At 40.9% G+C, this 21789-nt stretch carries 15 protein-coding genes and 1 pseudogene; 5 read left to right on the forward strand and 11 right to left on the reverse strand.

All coding sequences use genetic code 11. The annotated features are described in order from the left end of the window. Positions 1-155 precede the first annotated feature (155 nt). From AXE83_RS11620 to AXE83_RS07160, 4 genes and pseudogenes are all read left to right on the forward strand, one after another. Positions 156-352: pseudogene (locus tag AXE83_RS11620) on the forward strand (hypothetical protein); the annotation flags it as partial. A gap of 739 nt (positions 353-1091) precedes the next feature. Then, the gene (locus AXE83_RS07150; protein ID WP_060956389.1) at positions 1092-1307 is read left to right on the forward strand and encodes a hypothetical protein; all 216 of its coding nucleotides are present in this window, start codon (positions 1092-1094) and stop codon (positions 1305-1307) included. Positions 1308-1388: 81 nt separating this feature from the next. Next, positions 1389-2195 carry a peptidylprolyl isomerase gene (locus AXE83_RS07155; protein WP_060955938.1) on the forward strand — a complete coding sequence of 269 codons (807 nt, stop codon included), beginning with the start codon at positions 1389-1391 and terminating at the stop codon, positions 2193-2195. A gap of 28 nt (positions 2196-2223) precedes the next feature. Then, positions 2224-2463, forward strand: a complete 240-nt coding sequence (locus AXE83_RS07160) for a zinc-ribbon domain-containing protein (protein WP_083501000.1) — start codon at positions 2224-2226, stop codon at positions 2461-2463. A 61-nt stretch (positions 2464-2524) separates the two neighbouring features. On the opposite strand, the gene AXE83_RS07165 is transcribed toward AXE83_RS07160, so the two are convergent. From AXE83_RS07165 to AXE83_RS07210, 10 genes are all read right to left on the reverse strand, one after another. Beyond that, a complete protein-coding gene (locus AXE83_RS07165) occupies positions 2525-4066 on the reverse strand; it encodes an ABC-F family ATP-binding cassette domain-containing protein (RefSeq protein WP_049503000.1) in 1542 nt (513 codons plus the stop codon). 1 nt (position 4067) lies between these two features. After that, a complete protein-coding gene (locus AXE83_RS07170; RefSeq protein WP_060955939.1) occupies positions 4068-4541 on the reverse strand; it encodes a VanZ family protein in 474 nt (157 codons plus the stop codon). Between the two features lies 1 nt (position 4542). Beyond that, on the reverse strand, positions 4543-5628 hold the full coding sequence (rlmN, locus tag AXE83_RS07175) for a 23S rRNA (adenine(2503)-C(2))-methyltransferase RlmN (RefSeq protein ID WP_060955940.1): 1086 nt from the start codon (positions 5626-5628) through the stop codon (positions 4543-4545). 16 nt (positions 5629-5644) lie between these two features. Continuing rightward, positions 5645-6178: a YutD family protein gene (locus AXE83_RS07180; protein WP_060955941.1), complete on the reverse strand. Its 534-nt coding sequence runs from the start codon at positions 6176-6178 to the stop codon at positions 5645-5647. Positions 6179-6451: 273 nt separating this feature from the next. Then, positions 6452-7321: an aquaglyceroporin Gla gene (gla, locus tag AXE83_RS07185; protein ID WP_060955942.1), complete on the reverse strand. Its 870-nt coding sequence runs from the start codon at positions 7319-7321 to the stop codon at positions 6452-6454. A 158-nt stretch (positions 7322-7479) separates the two neighbouring features. Next, positions 7480-8646, reverse strand: a complete 1167-nt coding sequence (locus AXE83_RS07190) for an ATP-grasp domain-containing protein (protein WP_060955943.1) — start codon at positions 8644-8646, stop codon at positions 7480-7482. A gap of 12 nt (positions 8647-8658) precedes the next feature. Next, a complete protein-coding gene (locus AXE83_RS07195; protein WP_060955944.1) occupies positions 8659-9399 on the reverse strand; it encodes an esterase family protein in 741 nt (246 codons plus the stop codon). A 21-nt stretch (positions 9400-9420) separates the two neighbouring features. Beyond that, positions 9421-10245 (reverse strand): alpha/beta hydrolase, encoded by an 825-nt coding sequence (locus AXE83_RS07200; RefSeq protein WP_049509803.1) that lies wholly within the window; start codon positions 10243-10245, stop codon positions 9421-9423. Between the two features lie 135 nt (positions 10246-10380). Beyond that, the gene (thiI, locus tag AXE83_RS07205) at positions 10381-11595 is read right to left on the reverse strand and encodes a tRNA uracil 4-sulfurtransferase ThiI (protein ID WP_060955945.1); all 1215 of its coding nucleotides are present in this window, start codon (positions 11593-11595) and stop codon (positions 10381-10383) included. 8 nt (positions 11596-11603) lie between these two features. Then, a complete protein-coding gene (locus tag AXE83_RS07210; protein ID WP_060955946.1) occupies positions 11604-12746 on the reverse strand; it encodes a cysteine desulfurase family protein in 1143 nt (380 codons plus the stop codon). Positions 12747-12882: 136 nt separating this feature from the next. Between AXE83_RS07210 and AXE83_RS07215 the strand changes: the two genes are divergently transcribed. Next, positions 12883-13299 carry a DUF6556 family protein gene (locus AXE83_RS07215; protein WP_060955947.1) on the forward strand — a complete coding sequence of 139 codons (417 nt, stop codon included), beginning with the start codon at positions 12883-12885 and terminating at the stop codon, positions 13297-13299. Between the two features lie 178 nt (positions 13300-13477). Here AXE83_RS07215 and AXE83_RS07220 read toward each other — a convergent pair whose 3' ends face one another. Continuing rightward, positions 13478-21706: an SIALI-17 repeat-containing surface protein gene (locus tag AXE83_RS07220; RefSeq protein WP_060955948.1), complete on the reverse strand. Its 8229-nt coding sequence runs from the start codon at positions 21704-21706 to the stop codon at positions 13478-13480. Positions 21707-21789: the final 83 nt, after the last annotated feature.

Below are 21789 nucleotides of genomic sequence, written 5' to 3' on the forward strand. Positions count from 1 at the left end.
TTTTTAGTTCGGTGAAATAGCTGAGCTATTTAGCACATGTTCTATTATAGCAGATTTCTGATAGGTGTCAAGAAAAAAACTTGACAGACTTTAAAATTTTTAAATTTTTTTGAAATTTGTTAGAGTAATAGGGATAAATTAGAAAGAGAAACTTTATGAATACTAGTCTAGAGAACATTTACAAAGACCATCAAGTCAAACCTTACATCTCTCCAAATCGTGATATCGAGACTTGGCTACTAAATCCCAAACCTGTCCAAAACGAAATATGGAATTATTAGAAGACAATCTCCTGGCAGGTGATATTATCCTCCTATGGAGAATCAACTTTGGTACTTTTACCACCGAAAGCTGGTTCCCTAAATACTTCGAGTACACTTATGGCATTGATGCCCCAAAACATTTAGAAATGCTTGTTGAAAAAGGCTATGCTCTTGTCGAAACTGCTTTTGACTCACTTGATCATCTAAATAGCACCATGAAAAAGAATATCCTGAAGAAGAAGGGAGTTACTGGACTTTCTAAAATGAAGGCTGCCGACCTGAATCAAGCCCTTCATGACCATTTTTCAAAAGAAGAACTAGCTGGTCACTTCTCGATTCGCGGTTATAGACTAACTCCAAAAGGAGAACAGGCACTCAAAGACCATCAAGCAATCATTGACCGCCATCCTAAAAAGAATCTCTAATCAACCAAGTCAGGTTGGTTTTTTTTTGAAAACAGTTTCTAAAAAAATCTAATCAATTCACTTACGAGAAAAAATTTTTTATGATAAACTGATGTCTAATCAAAAAGAAATGGAGACTATAATGCCTAGAAATTTTAAAGAAGCTCTTTTATTTACAACACTAATGTGTTCCATGATGGTACTCGGTATGTCTATTTGGAATCTTTTTATTGTTGGTCAACTTTCACTACATCATTTAACCATTGACTACATTCCTGGTTTTGTCACAGCCTTTTTATTGGATGTAATCCTTGTTGGACCAATCGTTAAGTCAATTGCCTTTCGTATCCTCAAGGATCATCATAAACGCTGGCAGAAAATCATTACAATTTCTGGAGGAATGGCAGTTCTCATGGTCACTTTCATGTCCTTCTATGGACTTTTCTACAATGGCATTGCTATCACACCCAAGACCTATCTAAGTGCCTGGATCGTAAACTTTATTGCAGCTCTTCCTCTAAATTTCCTAATTGTTGGACCAATTGCCCGTTTTATACTAAGTTCTTTTCAGAAACCATTTGCTGGGGAAGAAGAAGTTGAAGATTTTCAAGATGATGATGAAATCCCAACTATTATCTAAGCCCGTTCTGTAAACTACTAATATTTGAAATCCACTTTCAATTAGGGTACAATGGTAGAAATGATTTTTGAAAGGATTCCCATGAAAAAAATAGTAACACTTCTATTAATCTCAACTTTTGCCCTTGCTGGATGTAGCAGTATCCAACGTAGTCTGCGAGGGGATGACTATGTAGATTCTAGCTTGGCTGCCGAAGAAAGTTCCAAAGCAGCTGCCCAATCTGCCAAGGATCTTAAAGACGCCTTGACAAATGAAAATGCTAATTTCCCGCAACTATCTAAAGAAGTTGCTGAAGACGAGGCTGAAGTCATTCTCCATACAAGTCAAGGAGATATCCGCATCAAACTCTTTCCAAAGCTAGCGCCTCTTGCGGTTGAAAATTTCCTAACTCACGCTAAGGAAGGCTACTACAATGGCGTTACTTTCCACCGAGTGATTGATGGCTTTATGGTTCAGACTGGTGATCCAAAAGGAGATGGTACAGGTGGTGAATCCATCTGGCACGATAAGGACAAGACTAAAGACCATGGAACTGGTTTCAAGAGCGAAATCTCTCCATATCTCTATAACATCCGTGGTTCTCTCTCCATGGCTAATACTGGCCAACCAAATTCCAATGGTAGCCAGTTCTTCATCAACCAAAATACAACAGACATTTCTGCCAAACTTCCTACAAGTAGCTATCCAAAGAAAATTATCGAAGCCTACAAAGAAGGTGGGAACCCTAGTCTAGACGGAAAACACCCAGTCTTTGGTCAAGTTATTGATGGTATGGATGTTGTTGACAAGATTGCCAAGGCTGAAAAAGACGAAAAAGACAAACCAACTACTGCTATCACTATCGACAGCATTGAAATTGTAAAGGACTACGATTTCAGTAAAAAATAGGATAACTCTAAAATAAGGAGATGAGACAATGATTTTATTCTGGGGTTCGAAAGGTTATCAAAAGGTCTTAGGACATACTCAAACCACTATCGAGTGTGGTCATTGTAACAATGCCGACACTTGGGAAATTTCAGAAACTGGACGTAAGTTTACCCTTTACTGGATTCCACTCTTTCCTTACGGAAAAACTTATTTCGTTTCTTGCCCGATTTGTCACTACGGTAAAGAAATCCAAAAATCTGATATTGAAACCTATTTGAATTACTAGCCAAAAAGCCAAGTCTGTGTGACTTGGCTTTTTCCTATTCTAGTTTTACGAGTTTCTCTTTTTATGTTAGCTCATTGAAATCCCAGATTTGGTCCATCCAGCCTTCATAGAAGTCTGGTTCGTGGCAAACCATAAGGATAGAGCCCTTGTACTCTTTTAGAGCTCGTTTGAGCTCATCCTTAGCATCCACATCCAAGTGGTTGGTCGGCTCGTCCAGCACTAAAACGTTGTTTTCACGATTCATCAGGAGACAGAAACGAACCTTGGCTTGTTCCCCACCTGACAAGACTTGAATCTGGCTTTCGATATGCTTCGTTGTCAAACCACAGCGGGCAAGAGCTGCACGAACTTCTGCTTGATTGAGGGCTGGAAAGGCATTCCATACCGCTTCTAGTGGTGTTTGGCGATTACCACCTTCTACTTCCTGCTCAAAGTAACCAAGTTCTAAGTAGTCACCGCGTTCAACTTCCCCAGCAATGGGTGGAATAATCCCCAAAAGACTCTTCAATAGAGTTGTTTTCCCGATACCATTGGCACCGATAATGGCAACCTTTTGATTGCGCTCAAAGGTAAGATTTAATGGCTTGGTAAGGGGACGGTCATAACCAATCTGCAAGTCCTTGGCTTGGAAGATAAAGCGTCCAGGTGTACGTGCAGATTTAAATTCAAAGGATGGCTTTGGTTTCTCACTTTGGAGCTCAATAATGTCCATCTTATCCAATTTCTTCTGGCGAGACATGGCCATGTTTCGTGTTGCAACACGAGCTTTGTTTCGAGCTACAAAGTCCTTGAGATCCGCAATTTCTTTCTGTTGACGTTCATAGGCTGCTTCCAGTTGTGATTTCTTCATGGCATAGACTTCTTGGAACTGGTAATAGTCTCCAGAGTAGCGAGTCAACTGCTGATTTTCTACATGATAGACGATATTGATAACGTCGTTGAGGAAAGGAATATCGTGCGAAATGAGTACGAAAGCATTTTCATAGTTCTGAAGATAGCGTTTAAGCCAGTCGATATGTTCGGCATCGAGGTAGTTAGTTGGCTCGTCAAGAAGCAAGATATCAGGTTTTTCAAGAAGGAGTTTGGCCAAAAGTACCTTGGTTCTTTGTCCACCTGACAAGGCTGTTACATCCGTATCCATCCCAAAATCCATGACACCAAGGGCACGCGCTACCTCATCGATCTTAGCATCTAAGGTATAGAAATCACGACTTTCCAAACGGTCTTGGAGTTCTCCAACTTCTTCCATCAATGCATCAATATCAGCGCCCTCTTCTGCCATTTCCATATAGAGTTCATTGATACGTGCTTCGGCTTTAAATAATTCGTCAAAAGCTGTACGAAGAACATCACGCACAGTTTGGCCTTCTTTAAGCACAGCATGCTGATCTAGGTAGCCAGCTGTCACATATTTAGACCATTCCACCTTACCTTCATCAGGTAACATTTTACCAGTTACGATGCTCATGAAGGTTGATTTTCCTTCACCATTGGCACCAACTAAGCCGATATGTTCACCTTTGAGGAGGCGAAAAGATACATCTTCAAAAATTGCACGGTCACCAAAACCGTGACTTAAATTTTTTACTTCTAAGATACTCATTCTAATTCCTTATCTTGTTTTTATGTAATAGTTTATAGAGAAGCCAAGCTAGATAGCCACCCAAGGTATTGGTCCACAAATCATCAATCTCAAAGACCCGATTAAAATCAAAGAAAAAGTCAAGAACTAACTGTGTACATTCGATTCCTAGACTCAATAGAAAACTGAACAAAATCACTTTCTTAGTATTTCTTAGACCTGGCATAAGATAGAGAAGTTGGAAAATCAGTGGGAAAAGTAAAAGGATATTTAAGGCGTTTTGCAAAAAAATCCAAAATAACTGAAAAAGGCTTGTTACTTCTCCCAATTTCCACAAAGAGTTAAAAGGCGTCAAAAGAAAAACCAGGCGTCCAAAAGTTTGAATACCTGGAGTTTCCACTCCTGTAGGAAGTTGAGGCTGGGGAGTAAAACAAAAACAGACAATACAAAGACTGTATAAAAGCACTCCCAAGCTTAGTAATGTTTTTCGACTCATCTTATGGATTTACTTCAGCTACTGCTTTTTGGCGATCACGCTTCATAGTATTTGAACGCAATTGTCCACAAGCCGCATCGATATCTGTACCATGTTCCTGGCGAACGACACAGTTGACACCTTTTTTCTTGAGCGTATCATAGAAGGCCATAACACGCTCCTTAGGACTACGGCTATACTGGTCATGCTCACTAACTGGGTTGTAAGGAATCAAGTTGACATAAGACAATTTCTTGATATTCTTAAGCAATTCAGCCAATTCAAGTGCTTGTTCAACTCCATCATTGACTTCATTGAGCATGATGTATTCAAAAGTTACGCGACGGTTAGTTGTTTCAATATAATACTCGATAGCTGCAAAGAGTTTTTCAATTGGAAAGGCACGGTTAATCTTCATGATGCTTGAACGAAGTTCATTATTTGGCGCATGAAGAGAAACAGCAAGGTTGACCTGAACTCCTTCATTAGCAAATTCACGGATTTTGTGAGCCAAACCTGAAGTTGATACGGTGATATGGCGAGCACCGATAGCCATTCCCTTATCGTCATTGATGGTACGGATAAAGTTCAAGACATTATTGTAGTTATCAAAAGGTTCTCCAATACCCATAACAACGATATGACTAACACGTTCATCTTGTCCACGTTCGTCAAAATACTTTTGAACCAACATAATTTGGGCAACAATTTCTCCGTTATTGAGGTCACGTTGCTTCTTGATCAAGCCTGATGCACAGAAGGTACAACCAATATTGCAGCCTACCTGAGTGGTTACACAGACTGACAAACCATAGTGCTGACGCATAAGCACTGTCTCAATTAGCATACCATCAGGCAACTCAAAGAGGTACTTGACAGTACCATCGGCTGACTCTTGCACAATGCGTTGTTTCAAAGGATTTACCACAAACTGCTCATTGAGTTTGGCAATCAAATCCTTAGACAAGTTGGTCATTTCTTCAAATGATTGAACACGTTTACGGTAAAGCCATTCCCAGATTTGATCAGCACGGAATTTCTTTTCTCCTTGCTCCAAGACCCACTCTTGCATTCCTTGACGTGTTAAACTATAAATCGACGGTTTCATCTTTTCTCCTTACTTTCTAGTCCTTCTTACGGATGACAAAATGACGTTGCACCTTGTCTTCTTTCTGAGATTTTTGGTCTTTTGAACGGCGTCTATTTCTCTTATCCGTATGATTTTTTTTCTTACTTTGAGAAGTCTTTTTCCCTTTGCGAGAGTCCTTTTCTTCCTCTTTTTTGCGCATCTTTTGGTCAAATGGTGCTCGTTTAGGAACTTCATTTTCTAAAACAAAATAGGCACAACCATAGCTACAATACTCTAGTAGGTAGTCTTGCAAGCGACTAATTTTTTCTAAAGACTCTTCAGCTCGTTCATTCTTATAAAATCCCCGTAAGCGTAACTGCTCATTACTCCAGTCTCCAACAATATAATCAAACTTGGTTAGTACTTCTGAAAAGCGTTGAGTAAAAGCTGTTGCATCAAAAGCATCCTTGCTATTTTCAACTAGAGTAAAAACAAAATCTTCAGCTTCCACTCTGTTTCCAGTCAGTTGAAATTCGGGACCAGGGAATTTATTGTAATTATATAATTCGGGTGCAATTTCTTTACGCATAATCTTCCTTTTTCAACGATTACTTAATACTCTATTTTACCATATTTTCGCCACATTTTCACCTTTAGTATTAAAATGAAAAAAATCTGACGATTTAATACTCTTCAAAAATCAAATTCAAACCACATCAGCTTCGTCTTGTCGTACTCAAGTACAGCCTGCGGCTCGCTTCCTAGTTTGCTCTTTGATTTTCATTGAGTATAAGAATCTCTATCTAAAAACTCGACTTTCCTAGACAAGAAAAAACTGGGGCTTCCCAGTTTTTTCTTGTGATTATAGGTAAAGTAATTTGAAAAGTGCTACTGCTGCAATACCCGCTGCAATCGGTGCAACTACTGGTACCCAAGCATACCACCATTTTGAATCACCCTTGTGTTGACCAAGGATTGATTTTGGAAGGAAGGCATGAAGGAGACGTGGTCCAAAGTCACGAGCTGGGTTCAAACCAGGTCCTGTAGGTCCTCCAAGTGAAGTAACCAAAGCCATTACTAGGAAACCAAGTGCCAAGTGAGCAACAGAAAGTCCTGATGCTGTATGAGGCGCTACTTGAGCTTTAATTGCCAAATCAGAGAAGTCAACATTTTGACCAGCTTGAGTTGCCATTTGTTTCATGTATTGGAGGACTTCAGCTCCAAAGAAGTTCTTTGTCAAACCAAGAGCTGCAAAGAAAAGAACGAATGAACCAACAAACTCGTTGATAAAACCGTTAACTGTTGCAGCGAAGCGTGATTCTTTTGTACCTTGGTCCAAACTTGAAATAGTTGAGAATGATCCCAAGATATTGTTTGCTTTTTCAGTTTGCAAGTAGTAAGGACGGTGAGTTGCAACAACCAAGGCTTGTCCGAAGATTGCTCCCAAGACTTGTGCAACGATGTATGGTACTACTTGTGCCCAAGGGAAAAGTCCGCTAACTGCTAGACCAAGAGTGAAGGCTGGGTTGATGTGGTTACCAGAAACATTACCAAACATCAAGGCAGGGATCATAACCCCCATACCGTAACCAACAGCGATAACGAGCCAGCCACTTTGGTGACCTTTCGTACCTTTAAGTTCAACGTTGGCAACTGCACCATTTCCCAAGATGATCAAGATGGCTGTTCCCAAAAATTCAGTGGCATATTTGACTGCCCATGCGAAATCCATTGATAGATTCTCCTTAATATTTTTTAGACAATCCCTATTCTATCAATTTTTAAGCCTTTTAGCAACAGATTTTCTAAAAGAATACTACGGGAAAACGCTTTTATTTTAGTTCTTAAAAAAAGACCTAACAAACCTAGTTTGTTAAGTCAAAATTTTGATTATTCTTGACGCTGACCAAAGTCCTTAATCATCTGATCCATTTCCTCACGACTTGGTGTCGTTAGCAGATAGAGAAAGTCTCCTTGCAATTCAGCAAAGGCTGCAGGCATGATTTTCTTAACCTTAAATTGCTGACCGTATTTGGCGAGCAAGTCTTCTTCTGAATAAACATAGTTGGCGTTGGCACGACGTGATGTCGCCAAGCAGTACAGGGGCTCGAATTGTGAAGCAGGGAATGGCTCACCCGCAACGATCGCTGCATAGCCCTTGTACAAATCAAAAGAATGGGCATAGTTATAAACATCTATGGTGAACCCACCCGCTGGACGGTTATTGTACTCAATGGCAATATAATCATCACCTTCACGGAAGAACTCGATATGGAAGAAACGTTCTTTCATGCCAAATTCTTTAACGATTGCCTCACCATACTTGCGCAATTTTGGATCCATATCTTTAAGAACATAATAAGAATTGTCCATCTTGTAAATCATGAGATCAAGGGGTGTATGGGCATAGTCAAAGGTCGTAGAAAAGACGATATTTCCATCTCTATCTACCAAACCATCAAAGGTACAGATTTCACTAGAGGTGACAAATTTTTCAAAGAAATAAACGGTTGAATGGTCCCACTCTGCCTTGAAATGATGGATATCCTCTTCTGTTTCAAGCTTGAAGGTTGCTGCCGCTCCCACTCCATTGTCAGGTTTGGCAATCATAGGAAGGCCAATTTCTTTCACAGCTTTGTCAACATCTGCATCTGTTTCAATGACAGCACCTGGAACCACTGGAACTCCAGCTTTTTTGAAGAGTTTCTTCATTTCAGACTTGAACTTGGTCTTTTTGAGGTCGTCTGGTTTGGCACCAAAGACATTAAATTGTTCACGAAGAGCAGCATCCAACTCTAGCCAGTATTCATTGTGAGATTCGATGCGGTCAATTGGACCATGCTTATAAAAGAGAAAGGCAACTGCACGTTTAACTTCATCAATATTTTCAAGATTATCAACACGGAAATACTCAGTCAAGCTATTGCGCAATGGCTCATCTAGTTGTTCATAGGGTTCTTGCCCAATCCCTAGAACGGTGATTCCTTTATTGGCTAGCTCAATACTAAACTGTTGGAAATTTTGTGGGTAATAGGGTGAAATTACAAGATAATTCATAAGCTACTCCTTTTATAGACTCATGTGACCGAGGAAATATGGCATTTGTTTGCGCCACCAATCCCAATCATGGGCAACATCATGTCCCCATTCTGCAAACCAGGCAGGAATTTGTTTTTGGTCAAAGGCTTCTTTTAACTTGTAGTAAGAAGGCAGGCCATCATGCTCCCAAGCACCTAAGCCAGTACAAATCACAATCTCAGCCTGACGGTAACGGTCAATAAACCAACCATCATTTTGATTCCAGATATAGTCTACTGGTGAATTTTGATAGATAGCATCATCATTATAGTAGTCCCCTACAAAGAAGCGTGCGTCATAGACACCACTGAGGGCGATAACCTTGGTAAAGACATCTGGATGCTGCAGGAAAAAGTTGAGGGCATGATAGGCTCCCATAGAGCAGCCTGTCGTCATCATGCCGTCGAACCAGCCTGTCTTGTGCTTGATAAAAGGAATGGCTTCTTCAATAACGTATCGCTCATAAGCACGGTGCATTTCAGCTTGGTCATGACCATTTTTCCATGTTGCTAGCCAACTCTCACTATCGACACTTGACAGTGTAAAGAACTGAACACGGCCTTCTTCGATGAAGGATGAACAAGCATCAATCATGCCAAAATCATAGTATTCATTGTGGCTACCACCTGAGGAAGCAAAGACAACAACTGGGATACCTGCGTGTCCGTAACGATTAACATACATTTCACGGTTAAGATGACCACTCCAGTGGCTAAGATGTTCAATATTCATATCCTGTCTCCTTTATACTAGTTACCAATTTTCTGCAAAAAAGCGTAGGCAAGCTGGGAGATTTTCTGACCATGGCACTTCATGGTGAATGGCTCCAGCCTGAACCTTGAGAGAGAGATTTTCCAACTGAACTCCTCCTGCTATCAAATCATGATAATAGCGAAGGGAAGAGTCGATATAGGCCTGCTTAATATTGCCAGCCATGAGGGTCTTGTCTGTGTCGTCTGCTTCTTCCGTACCAACATAGATAAAGACACGCTGGTCAGGCAAGAGTTTTTTTCGCTCGATATAGCGATCAAAGGCCTCTTGGTGAAGCCAGTTAGCTGATGAGAAAACTCCCAAACATCCAATTTGATCCTGATACTCCAAGCCAATAAACTGGGTAATATTGCCGCCTAGAGAAGACCCAACCATAGCAGTGTGCTTGCGATCCGACTTTGTCCGATAGTTTTCGTCAATAAAGGGTTTGACCACTTCCATGACAAACTCAGCGTACTCGACTCCCTTACCACCAAATTGTTGGCCAGGAATGTTGGACTCTTGGAATTTCCATGCTGCATACTCATTCATCCGTCCAAGTCCATCATTGTCAATAGCCACAACAATCATACGGCTGATATCTGGATTTCGCTTGATGGCTGGGATAATCTTCCATGAATGTCCAACGTAAGATTCCTTACTATAAAAGACATTTTGTCCATCGTGAAAATACACAACTGGGTAGCTTCTATCCGTATCTTTATCATAGTTTTTGGGGAGGAGAACACGTACGCGACGCTCCTTACCTGTGTAGGGAACCACTAATTTATGCTCTCGCATTTTCAGGTAAAAGTAGGATTGATTCATTGTCAGAAAACTCTCTATATTCAAAATTTTATCTTATTATAGCACAAAAATAGAAAAAAAGTCAGTTTCCGTCTAAATTTAGAACAAAAAACTAACTTTTTCTACTTATTTTCTCTATTCTTCTGGATTTTCTAATTAGAGGAGATCGTCAATTAGCTCATCAACTGCATCCTTCTCAGCTTGAGGCGTAATTTCAGTAATCATGATTCCTGCTACTGCACGTTCAACCAGACCTTCGACATCCATACGTGTTTCATACTGCTCTGCATTCTTAATCTTTGGATTTGTCTTCGGACGATCGGGTGCAAAAATCGTACAACAGTCTTCAAAAGGCTGGATAGAAATTTCAAAGGTGTCAATTTCCTGAGCGATATCTATGATTTCCAACTTATCCATGGTCACAACTGGTCGGATAATCGGTGTATTAGTCACCGCATTGATAGCCTGCATACTCTCCAGGGTTTGGCTTGCCACCTGACCAAGACTTTCACCATTGATGATGACCAAACCATTTCTCACTTCTCGGATACGGTCCGTAATGCGCATCATAAAGCGGCGAGTCAGAGTCATGAGATAAGCTTCTGGAGCCTTAGCCTTAATCTCTTCTTGAATCTCCGTGAAAGGTACTTCGATAAACTGGATATTGCCACCAAATTTAGTCAATTTACGGGTCAAATCTTGGGCTTTTTTGAGGGCACCTGGACTGGTATATGGTGGACTAGCAAAGTGAACAGCTTCGATATCCACTCCACGTTTTAGAGCTAGATAACCAGCTACTGGTGAGTCAATCCCACCTGACAACATGAGCATGCCTTTCCCTGAAGTTCCAACCGGTAAACCACCAGCTCCTCGAATGGTTTCATAAGAAAGGTAGGCCGCCTCTTCACGAATCTCCACCTGAAGATTGATGTCAGGATTTTTCATTTGTGCTTGTACATTGGGAATGGCTTCAAAGACTGCACCACCAAGAGTTTGGTTCAACTCACGACTGTCTAACTCAAAGTTGTGGTCGCTTCGCTTGCTTGAGATTTTAAAGGTCATACCTTCCTTGTAGATGTCCTTCATAATCTCTTGGACAGCAGATTTCAGAACTTCTACAGATTTTTCAACCTTGTATACTGGCGAAAAGTTTTGAATTCCGAAAACTTGCTTGAGTGACTCGGCAACTGCTGCATAGTCGGCACCATTTAGATAAGCATGGGCACGATCGCGGTCTGCTGTCACTTTGACTTGAGGATAAATGGACAAAACGTCTGAGATATTATTACGTAGTTTATTGATGAAACGCATCCGATTTTTACCCTTGGTTGAAAGCTCTCCGTAGCGAATCATAATTTCTGAATACTGCATGAATGCTCCTATCTTACTTTTTTAGTTTGATTGTAGATTAATTTTAGTTTGGTCAAAAATTGCTCAACTTGACTCATGTCATTTTCTAGGTCTAGGCTGAGGCGTACTGCTGACTGGGCTTTATCCTTTTCAATCCCCATGGCAATCAGGGTTCCAGCAGGTTTCCCAGCCTTGGACGAGCAAGCTGATGTTGTAGAAATGAAAATATCATAGTCTTCAAAAGCATGAACGATAACTTCCCCACGAACTCCCTTAATTCCGAAGGTCAGAATATGAGGAGCAAAGTCTTCCTCACCTGAGAAAACAAAAATATCTGGATAGTCGAGAAGAGCTTGACGGATGACTTCCTTCATCTGACTCGTTTTGTTAGAAAACAATTCCAATCTTTCCATAGCTAGACGCAGTGCCTTGGCTGTTGCTGCAATTCCTGCTACATTCTCAGTTGTTGAACGATAGTCACGCTCTTGGCCACCACCAGTTAAAAGCGGTGTAATTTTCTTGCCAGACTTGATATAGACAAATCCAACACCACGAACTCCGTGGAATTTATGACTAGAGAAGGTCGCAAAATCCACTCGGTCAGTCAAATACTTTTCTGTCGGAATCTTAGCTAAAGCTTGAACCGCATCAACATGGAAGGAAATCGTTGGCTTATCAGCTAATAGTTCTGATATAGCTTCAATAGGCTGGATTGAGCCGATTTCATTGTTGACTGCCATAACAGAGACTAGCGTTGTATCAGGACGAAGTAGGTTTTCTAAAGCAGCTACATCTACAAATCCTTTTTCATTTACAGGTGCAAAATCCACTTCAAAACCTTGAGTCTTGAGCCAGAGAGCCGACTCCTTGACTGCTGGGTGCTCAATATCAGACACAATAACGTGTTTACCAAATTGCGCTTTTTCAAAAGCCACACCTTTGATAACCCAACTATCTCCTTCAGTCCCACCAGAGGTAAAGAAGATTTCTTCGCTTTTCTTGCCAATCAAATCTGCAATCTGCTGTCGAGAAGCTTCTAAAATTCTGCTAGATTGGTCTCCCAAACGATGGAGACTTGAAGGATTTCCAATAATTTTTGCAGACACTTGCATATAGGTTTCAAGTGCTTCTGGATAAGGCTTAGTCGTTGCCGAATTATCAAAGTAAATCATGGTTTCTCACGCTTTCTAAAATCACTCCTTCTATTGTATCACGAAACAGTTCAGGCGACAAGAAAGGCAATTCAGGTTCATTTAAGTTTTTTTTAAAGATTTTCGGTATAATGAATTTTAGTAAAGGAGAGATATTATGTCTAATTATCGTAGAACATCAAAACCCAAAACAGAACACATCAAAAAAGGATTTACTGTTTTTCAAAAAACGATAGCTACTATCGGTAGTATTCTGGGGCTGATTACTGCAAGTATCACCATCATGAATGCTATGAATAATAATAACAACAATAACTCTAAAAAAGAAACTACGACAACCCAGACAACAGTCATAAAAGAGATTCAAAAGGAATCCCCTCAAGAGAATACTACTCCAAACAAGGACAACACTTCTACAAAAGAAAACACACAAGAAGAAACAACAACTCAATCTAGTAGCAGTGTAGAAAGTAAGAAAGAAGATACTAGCAGTAAACAAGAACAACCGACTGTTCCTTCATCTAGCACTCAAACAACAGATACAAAAACGTCTAATACTAATGGAGCTTCCTAAAAGAACGATCTAACAGCCAGTGATTGAATCGCTGGTTTTTTACATGATTCATTATCAATCCCATAAAAAAGCGAACAAGACCAGATTCTGTTTATCAGAAAACTAGTTTTGTCCGCTTTTTATAATCGAGATTAGTCTCTTGATCCAATCTCTATGACTTGGATGCTATAACATCATTTTATTCGTCATCTTTTTTCTTTCCCATAGCAAACATACCAAGAAGTGCTCCTACAACACCAATAGCTGCAAGGCCAGCATTTTCTTTAGTACCTGTCTCTGGGAGTTTGTATGGATGACTTGCAGGTGCTTGATAAGTCTTATCTTGTGACATAGCAAGAGCTACAAGAGACTGCTCATCTGTGTATTCTGGAATTTCATGGATTGCTCCTTCTGCCCCATTGACACCAGCTGTGAATTCTGGACCTGCTTCTTGAACAGTTGCTGCTTCACCATTCACTCCACCAGTAAACTCTGGGACTTCATGAACAGCTGCTTCGACACCATTCACCCCACCAGTATATTCTGGGACTTCATGAACAGCTGCTTCTGCTCCATTGACACCACCTGTGAATTCTGGGACTTCTACTACTGGTGCTGGAATCTTGTCTGCTTCTGTTGTAGCTTCAGTATACTCTGGGACTTCATGGATAGCCGCTTCGACACCATTTACGCCACCTGTGAATTCTGGGACTTCTACTACTGGTGCTGGTTCGTCACCCTTACTTGTAGTTGGAGCTGGTTTCTCTGGTTCTTCCGGAAGTTCTTGGTGGAAGGTCGTCATTTCGTAAAACTCAGGTTTGCCACCTTCCCAAACGAGTTTGACATCCAACAATGGCGCTTTTTCTCTCACTGCAAATGTTTGGAAGCTTGAGGTAATTTCACCTAGTTCTGACCAAGCATCTGCTTTATCTTCTTTCAGAGTACGAGCAAGCACACGAGCTTTCACTCCTTGAGGAATACTTGAAACAAGGCGAATATGGTTAGCGTCTGTTGGTTCTGACAAGTGGTAAACAAGCTCACCTTGTTCTTTCTCAGCCTTGTAGCTTGTTAAGACTTTACCATCTACGAGGTTCGTGTAAAGGTTGCCTTGGCTTTCACCGCTGTTTCCTTGAACAGTAGGGTCATTGATTGGTTTTACGAATTCGCCATCATTAATCACCAACTCAGTGAAGCCTACAAAACGAGCATCATAGTCTGCTGTAAATAGAACACGGAGATAGTTAGCTTTAACTGGGCTTGAAAGTTCACCCTCGATGTAGCGATTTCCTGGCATCTTAGAATCATGTGTCCATCCATCTGTCAAGGAATCATCACGTGTTTCATTAGCAAGACCGTCACCAACTGTTACAACATCTGTCCAAGTCTTACCATCTTGACTGACTTGAATCTTACCATCACGTAGATAGTTTTGAGTGCCGTCTTGGATGTAGGCTCTAATCTTCTTGATGTCACGTTCGCTACCAAGTTTCAAGGTGATATGACCGTCTTTACGAGCATAGTCTGAAAACTCCACAAAGTTATTGTAAACACCATCAAATAATTGATCCAAGTTCTTGATCTTACGAACGTCATTTCGACCGTATGTTGGGTGGATTCCCATTGATGTAGAATCAAGTGTTGTTGGTTGAACTTCTTTTGTCTGAACGAGTAGTGATGTCGCTGTCACTGCTTGTTCTTGGTCAGTCTTATTAATCAAACGAACATAACGTACCAAGGACTTATCTGTCACTTGATCAGCTGGATACCATTCTTGAGCATTTGGAGAGTATTCCAAGTTGAGAGATGGATTTTCTGTACCAAGTGCTTGAATGCTTTCAGCTTGGTGCAGACGATCAAGTTTCATACCCAAGTAGCTATTAGCTGGAAGCTTAGTTCCGCTTGGAATTTGAAGGTCATAACGGCCTAGGCTGTCATAAACTGGAGTTGACTTCAAGCTTTCAACGTTTGTATCCGTCAATTCGCTATTGCCTGCACGTGTTTCAACTGAGAAGTCAGCGATACGCCACCATAAGTTGATGTTCTTAGTATTGCGAACACGGACGTAGCGAGCTGAAATTGGAGTTTCGATTTCTTTGGTTTGTTCACCAGTCAAGCGATCCAATTCTTGCCATGAGCTACCATCTGCAGAATATTCAAGAACACCTTCTGCCAATTTATCTCCTGATCCTTGAACCAGACGAACCTTGGTCACAGGTTTGACCTCACCCAAGTCAAGTTGTACCCAACCATTGACTGGAGTTGTGTCTGTTCTATCAGCATTTGCAAGCATGGCTTCAGTATTATCACGTCCATCTGTAATCTGTCCAACTGTTGTGTTGTACTTGTACATAAGATTTGGACTGATGGTCACTGTAGCTGCCTGTTTGTTACGAACAACTTCTACAGGACGGTTAACAGCAATTTCTCTTACCGCAAACCAAGTGTTTCCACGATCTGAAGTTGCAATCATGCGAACAGCTTTAGCATTGATGTTGAGGTTTTCAAATTTAAGCAGAGGCTCATTACCAGTGTAGCTTGGTTCTGAAAGGGTTACCCACTCATCATTTTCATTGAGATACTCAACTTTAGCGTTGTTGAAGGTATCACGAGGATTTGCTTGAGTTCCCATTGCAAAGGTCAAGTTTTGAACTGAAACAGCCTTATTAAATTTCAAGCCAATGTAGTCACCAGTTTGAATGCTATTTGGTGACTTGATAAGGGCATGTGTTCCTAAATCTCCGTCAGTCACTTCAGCAAGTCCACCTTCGACACCTGTACGGTTTGTGATAAAGGTACTAATGACTTGGTCAGGATGCAAGGCTTTTTGAACTTCTGTTGCAAGGATTTCACGAAGGCCAAGCAAGAATGGACGGATATGTTGAACACCCAACTCAGCTCTTTCATCATGGTCTACATAGTGGAAGGTATAAGTTTGTGATTGTTCGTAGAGTTTCAAGCCCTTATAGTAGCTATCCCAAAGTTTTGCAGAATCGTTCTTTTCGATAGCTTCTGTACCATCAAGAAGAGCACTCAAGGCGTCCATTTGGTCAATGGTATTATCCAACCAATAGTGGATTTGAGCACGCATCTTTTCATCACCAGATGCTTTATAAAGTTGAGCTGCTGCTTTTAGTTTAGCAAATTCTGCACGCAAACCTTCACGCTCTGCACCAACATCTTGACCAGCTTTCAACTTAGACATGAAGGTTGCCAATTTCGGTGCAAGTTCAACAGATTCTTCCAACTTCACAACACGACCATCCATGTTTTGGTTGATCATATGTTTACCAAGCTCACGGAAAGCAACAGATGCTTCGCTATCTGTAAACTTACCAGTTTCAACAAAGTTGAAGGCGATATCATTCACTCTCTTAGCTTCTTCTTCTGACTTCCATTGTTTCCATGCATATTGAGCTGCAGAGAAGAGGGCAATCTTAGAAGGCTCAGATTGTTGCATTGGGTTCAACATGATACCTGATAGGAGACTTGGGTCCACATTTGGATGAAGGAATTTCTCACCGCCACCCAAAATCAAGTGTTGTTTAGAGTTATCTGTAACAGGCCAGTTAATCCATAGAGAAACTGGGCGGTAGGTCTTACCTCCTGCAGTCAGATTATTCTTAAGGTTTGAAAGGAAGCTTTCAGATACTTCACCCCAAATCTTACCACCAGTAAGGGTCATAGAAGTTGAAGTTGGAAGATTTTCATTTAGAGATTTCAACTCATCTTCACGACCATTACCCCAATATTGACCTGGAACGAAGATCATTTCCTTACGAAGACCAACATAAGTTGCTTGTTTTTCAGTCAACCAGTCTGTCATGTCCTTCATCAAGCGGTTGTAGCTATTGTAGCCACCAACTGGACTTGGAGCGTCATCAGCTAGGATACCGAACTCACGAACACCGACATCCATCAATTGAGTGAATTTAGCCTTAATGGTTTCAAGGTCTTTTTGGTAATCAGCATCGTTGCCAAAACGGATACGGTTGTTCATGAATGGGTGGATGGTCCAAACATAACGAGTCTTGTTTTGGTTTCCGACACGCGCCAATTCACGGATTTCAGCTAATTTTTCTTCTGGATAAAGTTCACGCCATTTCTTGTTGTGGTATGGATCATCTTTTGGTGCAAAGAAGTATTGAGTCAACTTCAAGTCACCACCATAGCGCATCAATTCAGCACGATCGGCATTGCTCCATGGATTTCCATAGTAACCTTCGATAAAACCACGGTTCTTAATTTCAGCAAAGTCTTCAACTGTTACATTACGCAAGACTGGAGCTTCACTTTCATTAAGCATGTGTTTGAGAGTTGTCAAACCGTAGAAGACAGCATCTGTATCCTTACCGACGATAGAGATTGTATTGTTCTTGATAGACAAGGCATAGGCATCAATCTTATCAAAGAGTCCTTGAGAAATGCCAGACACTTCTTTTTCAGCCTGTGAATTTTGACCATGAACACCAAGGTAAATGTTGGTAGCACCTGCCACTGCTGTTTGACTGCTTGTGTATGAGATTTGATGATCTTGTAGGACACTCTTCAAGCGGTTACGAGTATAGATATCTAATTGATCGCCCATGACAAGATTGACTTGTTTATGGAGTTTCGTAACACCTTCATCGTAAGTTACTTTTTGTGGTGTTGGGAAGACCTTGTACTCTTTCTTGAGATAATCCTGACTTTGGGCTGCTGCGGCAACTGCTTCGTCACTTGTAGGTTTCGTAGCTACAAAGCTATCAGCAAGCTCAGTTGTACCATCGCCCATTTCCTCAACTTTAGGTTTTTCTGGAGTTTCAGGTTTTTCTGGTGTCACAGGTTTCTCTGGACTAACTGGCTCTTCTACCTTGTTAGTAGAAACTGGTTTCAGAAGTTGAATTTCTGCAGCACTACCAAATCCTGCAGCACCAGCTAGAACTTTAAATTCTACCTTATCGGTTTCAATGGCATCAAAGTTAACTGTTTTCTCTTTGGCATTGTTTTCCCAAGTTCCTGAAGCAACTTTAACCATTTGACCATCTTTTTGAGCATAGATTTCATAAGATGTCACAACACCGTTGCCTCCACCTGGACGTGGAAGATAAGTCAAACCATTCACTGTTTCAGCTGCTTTCAAATTCATTGCCACTGTAAATGGAGCCTGATGACCAGACCATTTTGAATGCCAGAAGGTATTTGGATCATTGTCAAATGCTTTTTCGACTGGACCTTCTGCATTGGTTCCTGGCAATTCCTGACTTGTTGCAGAAACTGTAAAATGATCATTTGGAATCAAACGTGGGTTTACAAATGCTTCATTTGACAACTCAGCACTATGCAAGATTCCTTTGAAGCCACCGATTGTTTCAAGTGGTAAGACTAAGCTATTATGAGCCAAACGTGGATTAGCTGGATTTGCAATCCGTTCAACCTTTTCACCGTCCACATAAACTTCAGTCACTTGAGGTTTGGTTACAACAGAAATTTGATAACGTTTGTTCTTTTCAAGTTTCTTGTTAAATTGAATATGGAATTGTTCAAAAGTATAGGCAAGGTATCCATCTTTGTCCGCAAGATAGAGTTGATTGTTTCCACTTGTTGAGAAGGTTTGCTCGCCATCACCAGTCACTGTCACATCCAATTTCAAGACATGACTTGGTCCAGCATCACCAACTAGGCCTTCGATAGTGCTATCTTTTTCGAAGTTCAAACCTGCTTCAGTCTTCTGTACTTTCTTAGCAAGATAATCTTTGACAGTCTCAGGATTGATCTTGAACAAGTCTTCTTCAGCTACGGTCTTATCTGGGTTAGATTGTGGTGCATAGACACTTGCTGGTTGAACACGTTCTGCATAGGTCTTGGCTGCACGGTCTGAACCCCAAGTGCGTTCTGCAGTTGATTGCATACTCTTGAAGAAGCGTTTAAAGATATCGTAAGAAGTGAGTCCAGTTTCATGGAGGTCAATATTATCATTCCATACTGCATGACCACCACCAAGGATATTTGGATTAGAGGCTTCTAGACGTGGTCCTCCACCTGTTGAGAAATCATTTGGTGTCCAGCGATTGTATTGAGTTTCATAGTTTGCATAATCTCCATAGCCACCTTGACTATTGCTTCCACTTGGAACACTATAGGTTGGAATATCTGTGATATTGATAATTTTTGCACCTTGAGCAATGGCCGCTGCTGGTCGTTGCCAACCAATACTCCAGATATCAACTTCTACATCTTTCCAATCAACAGGTGTAGTTCCTTGTTTAGCACTGAGGGAACCCCAAATACGCGGTGTTAGGCCTTTGCCTTTGATGTACTGGATCATATCATTGACATAGCGACGATAGCTTTCTGGACTTCCATAGTACTCATCTGTACCGATATGAACAGTAGAAACGCCATGAAGTGGTGCGTCTTCACCATCGAGCAATTTATCATAGACTGATTTAACAAAAGCGAGCGTTTCTTCGTACTTGTTATCTAAGTCCAACATAGCTACACGTTCTACATTGTGTTTTCTCGCACTAAGTTGCCCCTTGTACATCAAGTCTGGACGGACCTTAACAAATGAGAGGGCGTGGCCTGGTGTGTCAATTTCAGGAACAAGGTTGATATGCAAAGCTTTAGCTAACTTGATAATTTCTTGCATTTCTTCCTTGGTATAATGCTCGTCAGATGTTAATTTTTCACCATTTTCACCGACAACATCAGTCTCTACACGGAAACCTGTCTTAGCATTTTTAAGAACATAATCCAGTTCCTCTTGAGGAGTAAGATTTTTTCCTGCTAAATGATCTTTTAAGAAGATATAGTTATCATTCAAGTGCAACTGCAAGTCGTTCATCTTGTAGTAGGCCATGTTTAGCATGATATCTACAAGCGTATCATAAGGGATAAACTTACGACCTGTATCTAGCATAAAACCACGATAGCTAAAGCTTGGGAAGTCACGGATTTCCCCATTTTGCAAATCATTTTCGCCCATTTGAAGAAGGGTACGTGTAGCATAAAATGCTCCTGCATTGGTCGCAGCTTCTACGGTGATAACACCATCTTTTACAGTGATACCATAGCCTTCCTTGCCATAGCCCTTGTCTTCAACCTTTTTAAATTCGATCCGTTTTTGAGCTGTTTGATCACCTGTAGCGATTTCTAACCCACGACTTTCAAGGTCAGTCTGATAAAATTTAGCTTCTTGACCAAATCCAGATTCTCCGACTGAAATAACGGTATCAGCTGTAATAGAAGTTTTGCCTTCAGTTCCATACCATTGTTGAACTGCTGGAGCAACTGCTGGTTTAGTGCCAACGCCTTCGTCCGTATGCAAGCCTTTAATGACTACTTCAAATTCTTTTGTGAAGGTATGAGTATCCTTGACTTGTTGGACCATAACCTTAACAGTTTGATCTGTTAAGGGTTTGTAGATTTTGTTATTAAGATCAACAACTCCCTGTTTGTTGCTACCAATCAAGCTGACTTGACCTGGTAATTTAGGCAAGACAAGTGATTTCCCATCTTCAGCAACAGCTAATTCTGTCACTTGGCGAATATCTGTTGGTTTGCTAGCGTCTGGAATGTTTGAGTAAGCTCGAATTTCTTGAATTCCAACATTTTTCCAGTTCATTGTACCTGCTTGATAATCTGTAATTTCAAGTTTAAGGTATTTGGCTTGGATAGCTTCTTTCAAGTCAATTTTTTCATCAAGAAGAGGAGTTCCTGTTCTTTGATAGGCTAACTTCCATTCTTTAGCTCCTGAGCCATTCACATCATCTTGACCAGCATAGTAGAGATTCCATGATTTGATATTTGGATCATTTTGTTCACCACGAACGCGGCGGTCCCAATCAATCTCCACATGCTTAATCACTGTTGTCTTTTCAAGCGTAAATTCGATGGTTGGTTTCTCAACATTTTGGTCAGTAGCCCAGCGAGTGTCAGGTTTTCCGTCAATTGCCTTTTCTGCTGTGTATTGTGTGTTGGCTTCATGGTTTGATGCTGTAGCAGAAGCTTTTTCTAAATGATTGACATCTGGTGTATCTACTACATCTTTAGTCGCAGGACTTGCAGCTGGTTCAACTGCTGGAGTTACTTCTTCTTTTGGAGTTTCTGCTGGTTTTGGAGCTGCTTCTTCCTTAGGAGCAGGAGTTTCAGTTGGTTTTGGAGTAGTTGTTTCAGCTGCAGTTACTTCAGTTTCTGATGCTGCAGGTTGATCATCTACAGTTCCAGCACTCGCTTCTGCTTTTTCAATAGCTGCTGCTATATCTGCTGGCAGTTTATCCAGAGGCTGAGCCTGTGTTATTGTTCCTTCTGTCTCAGCAGTTCCTTCTGTTTCAGCAGCTTGAACCATACCAGCTCCAAAGATACTGGCACCAATCATAACAGAAGCTGCGCCGATTGTAAATTTACGTATACTGTAATGACACCGTTTCTCAAAAAAATGTTTTCCCATTTTTTCCTATTTCCTTTCATACGCTCACGAGTGGTAAGCGCTCTCATTCCCCTTTAGAAAAAGAGAGGACCTAGAGGGTCCTC

This window comes from Streptococcus sp. oral taxon 431, from assembly GCF_001553685.1.
GTDB lineage: Bacteria > Bacillota > Bacilli > Lactobacillales > Streptococcaceae > Streptococcus.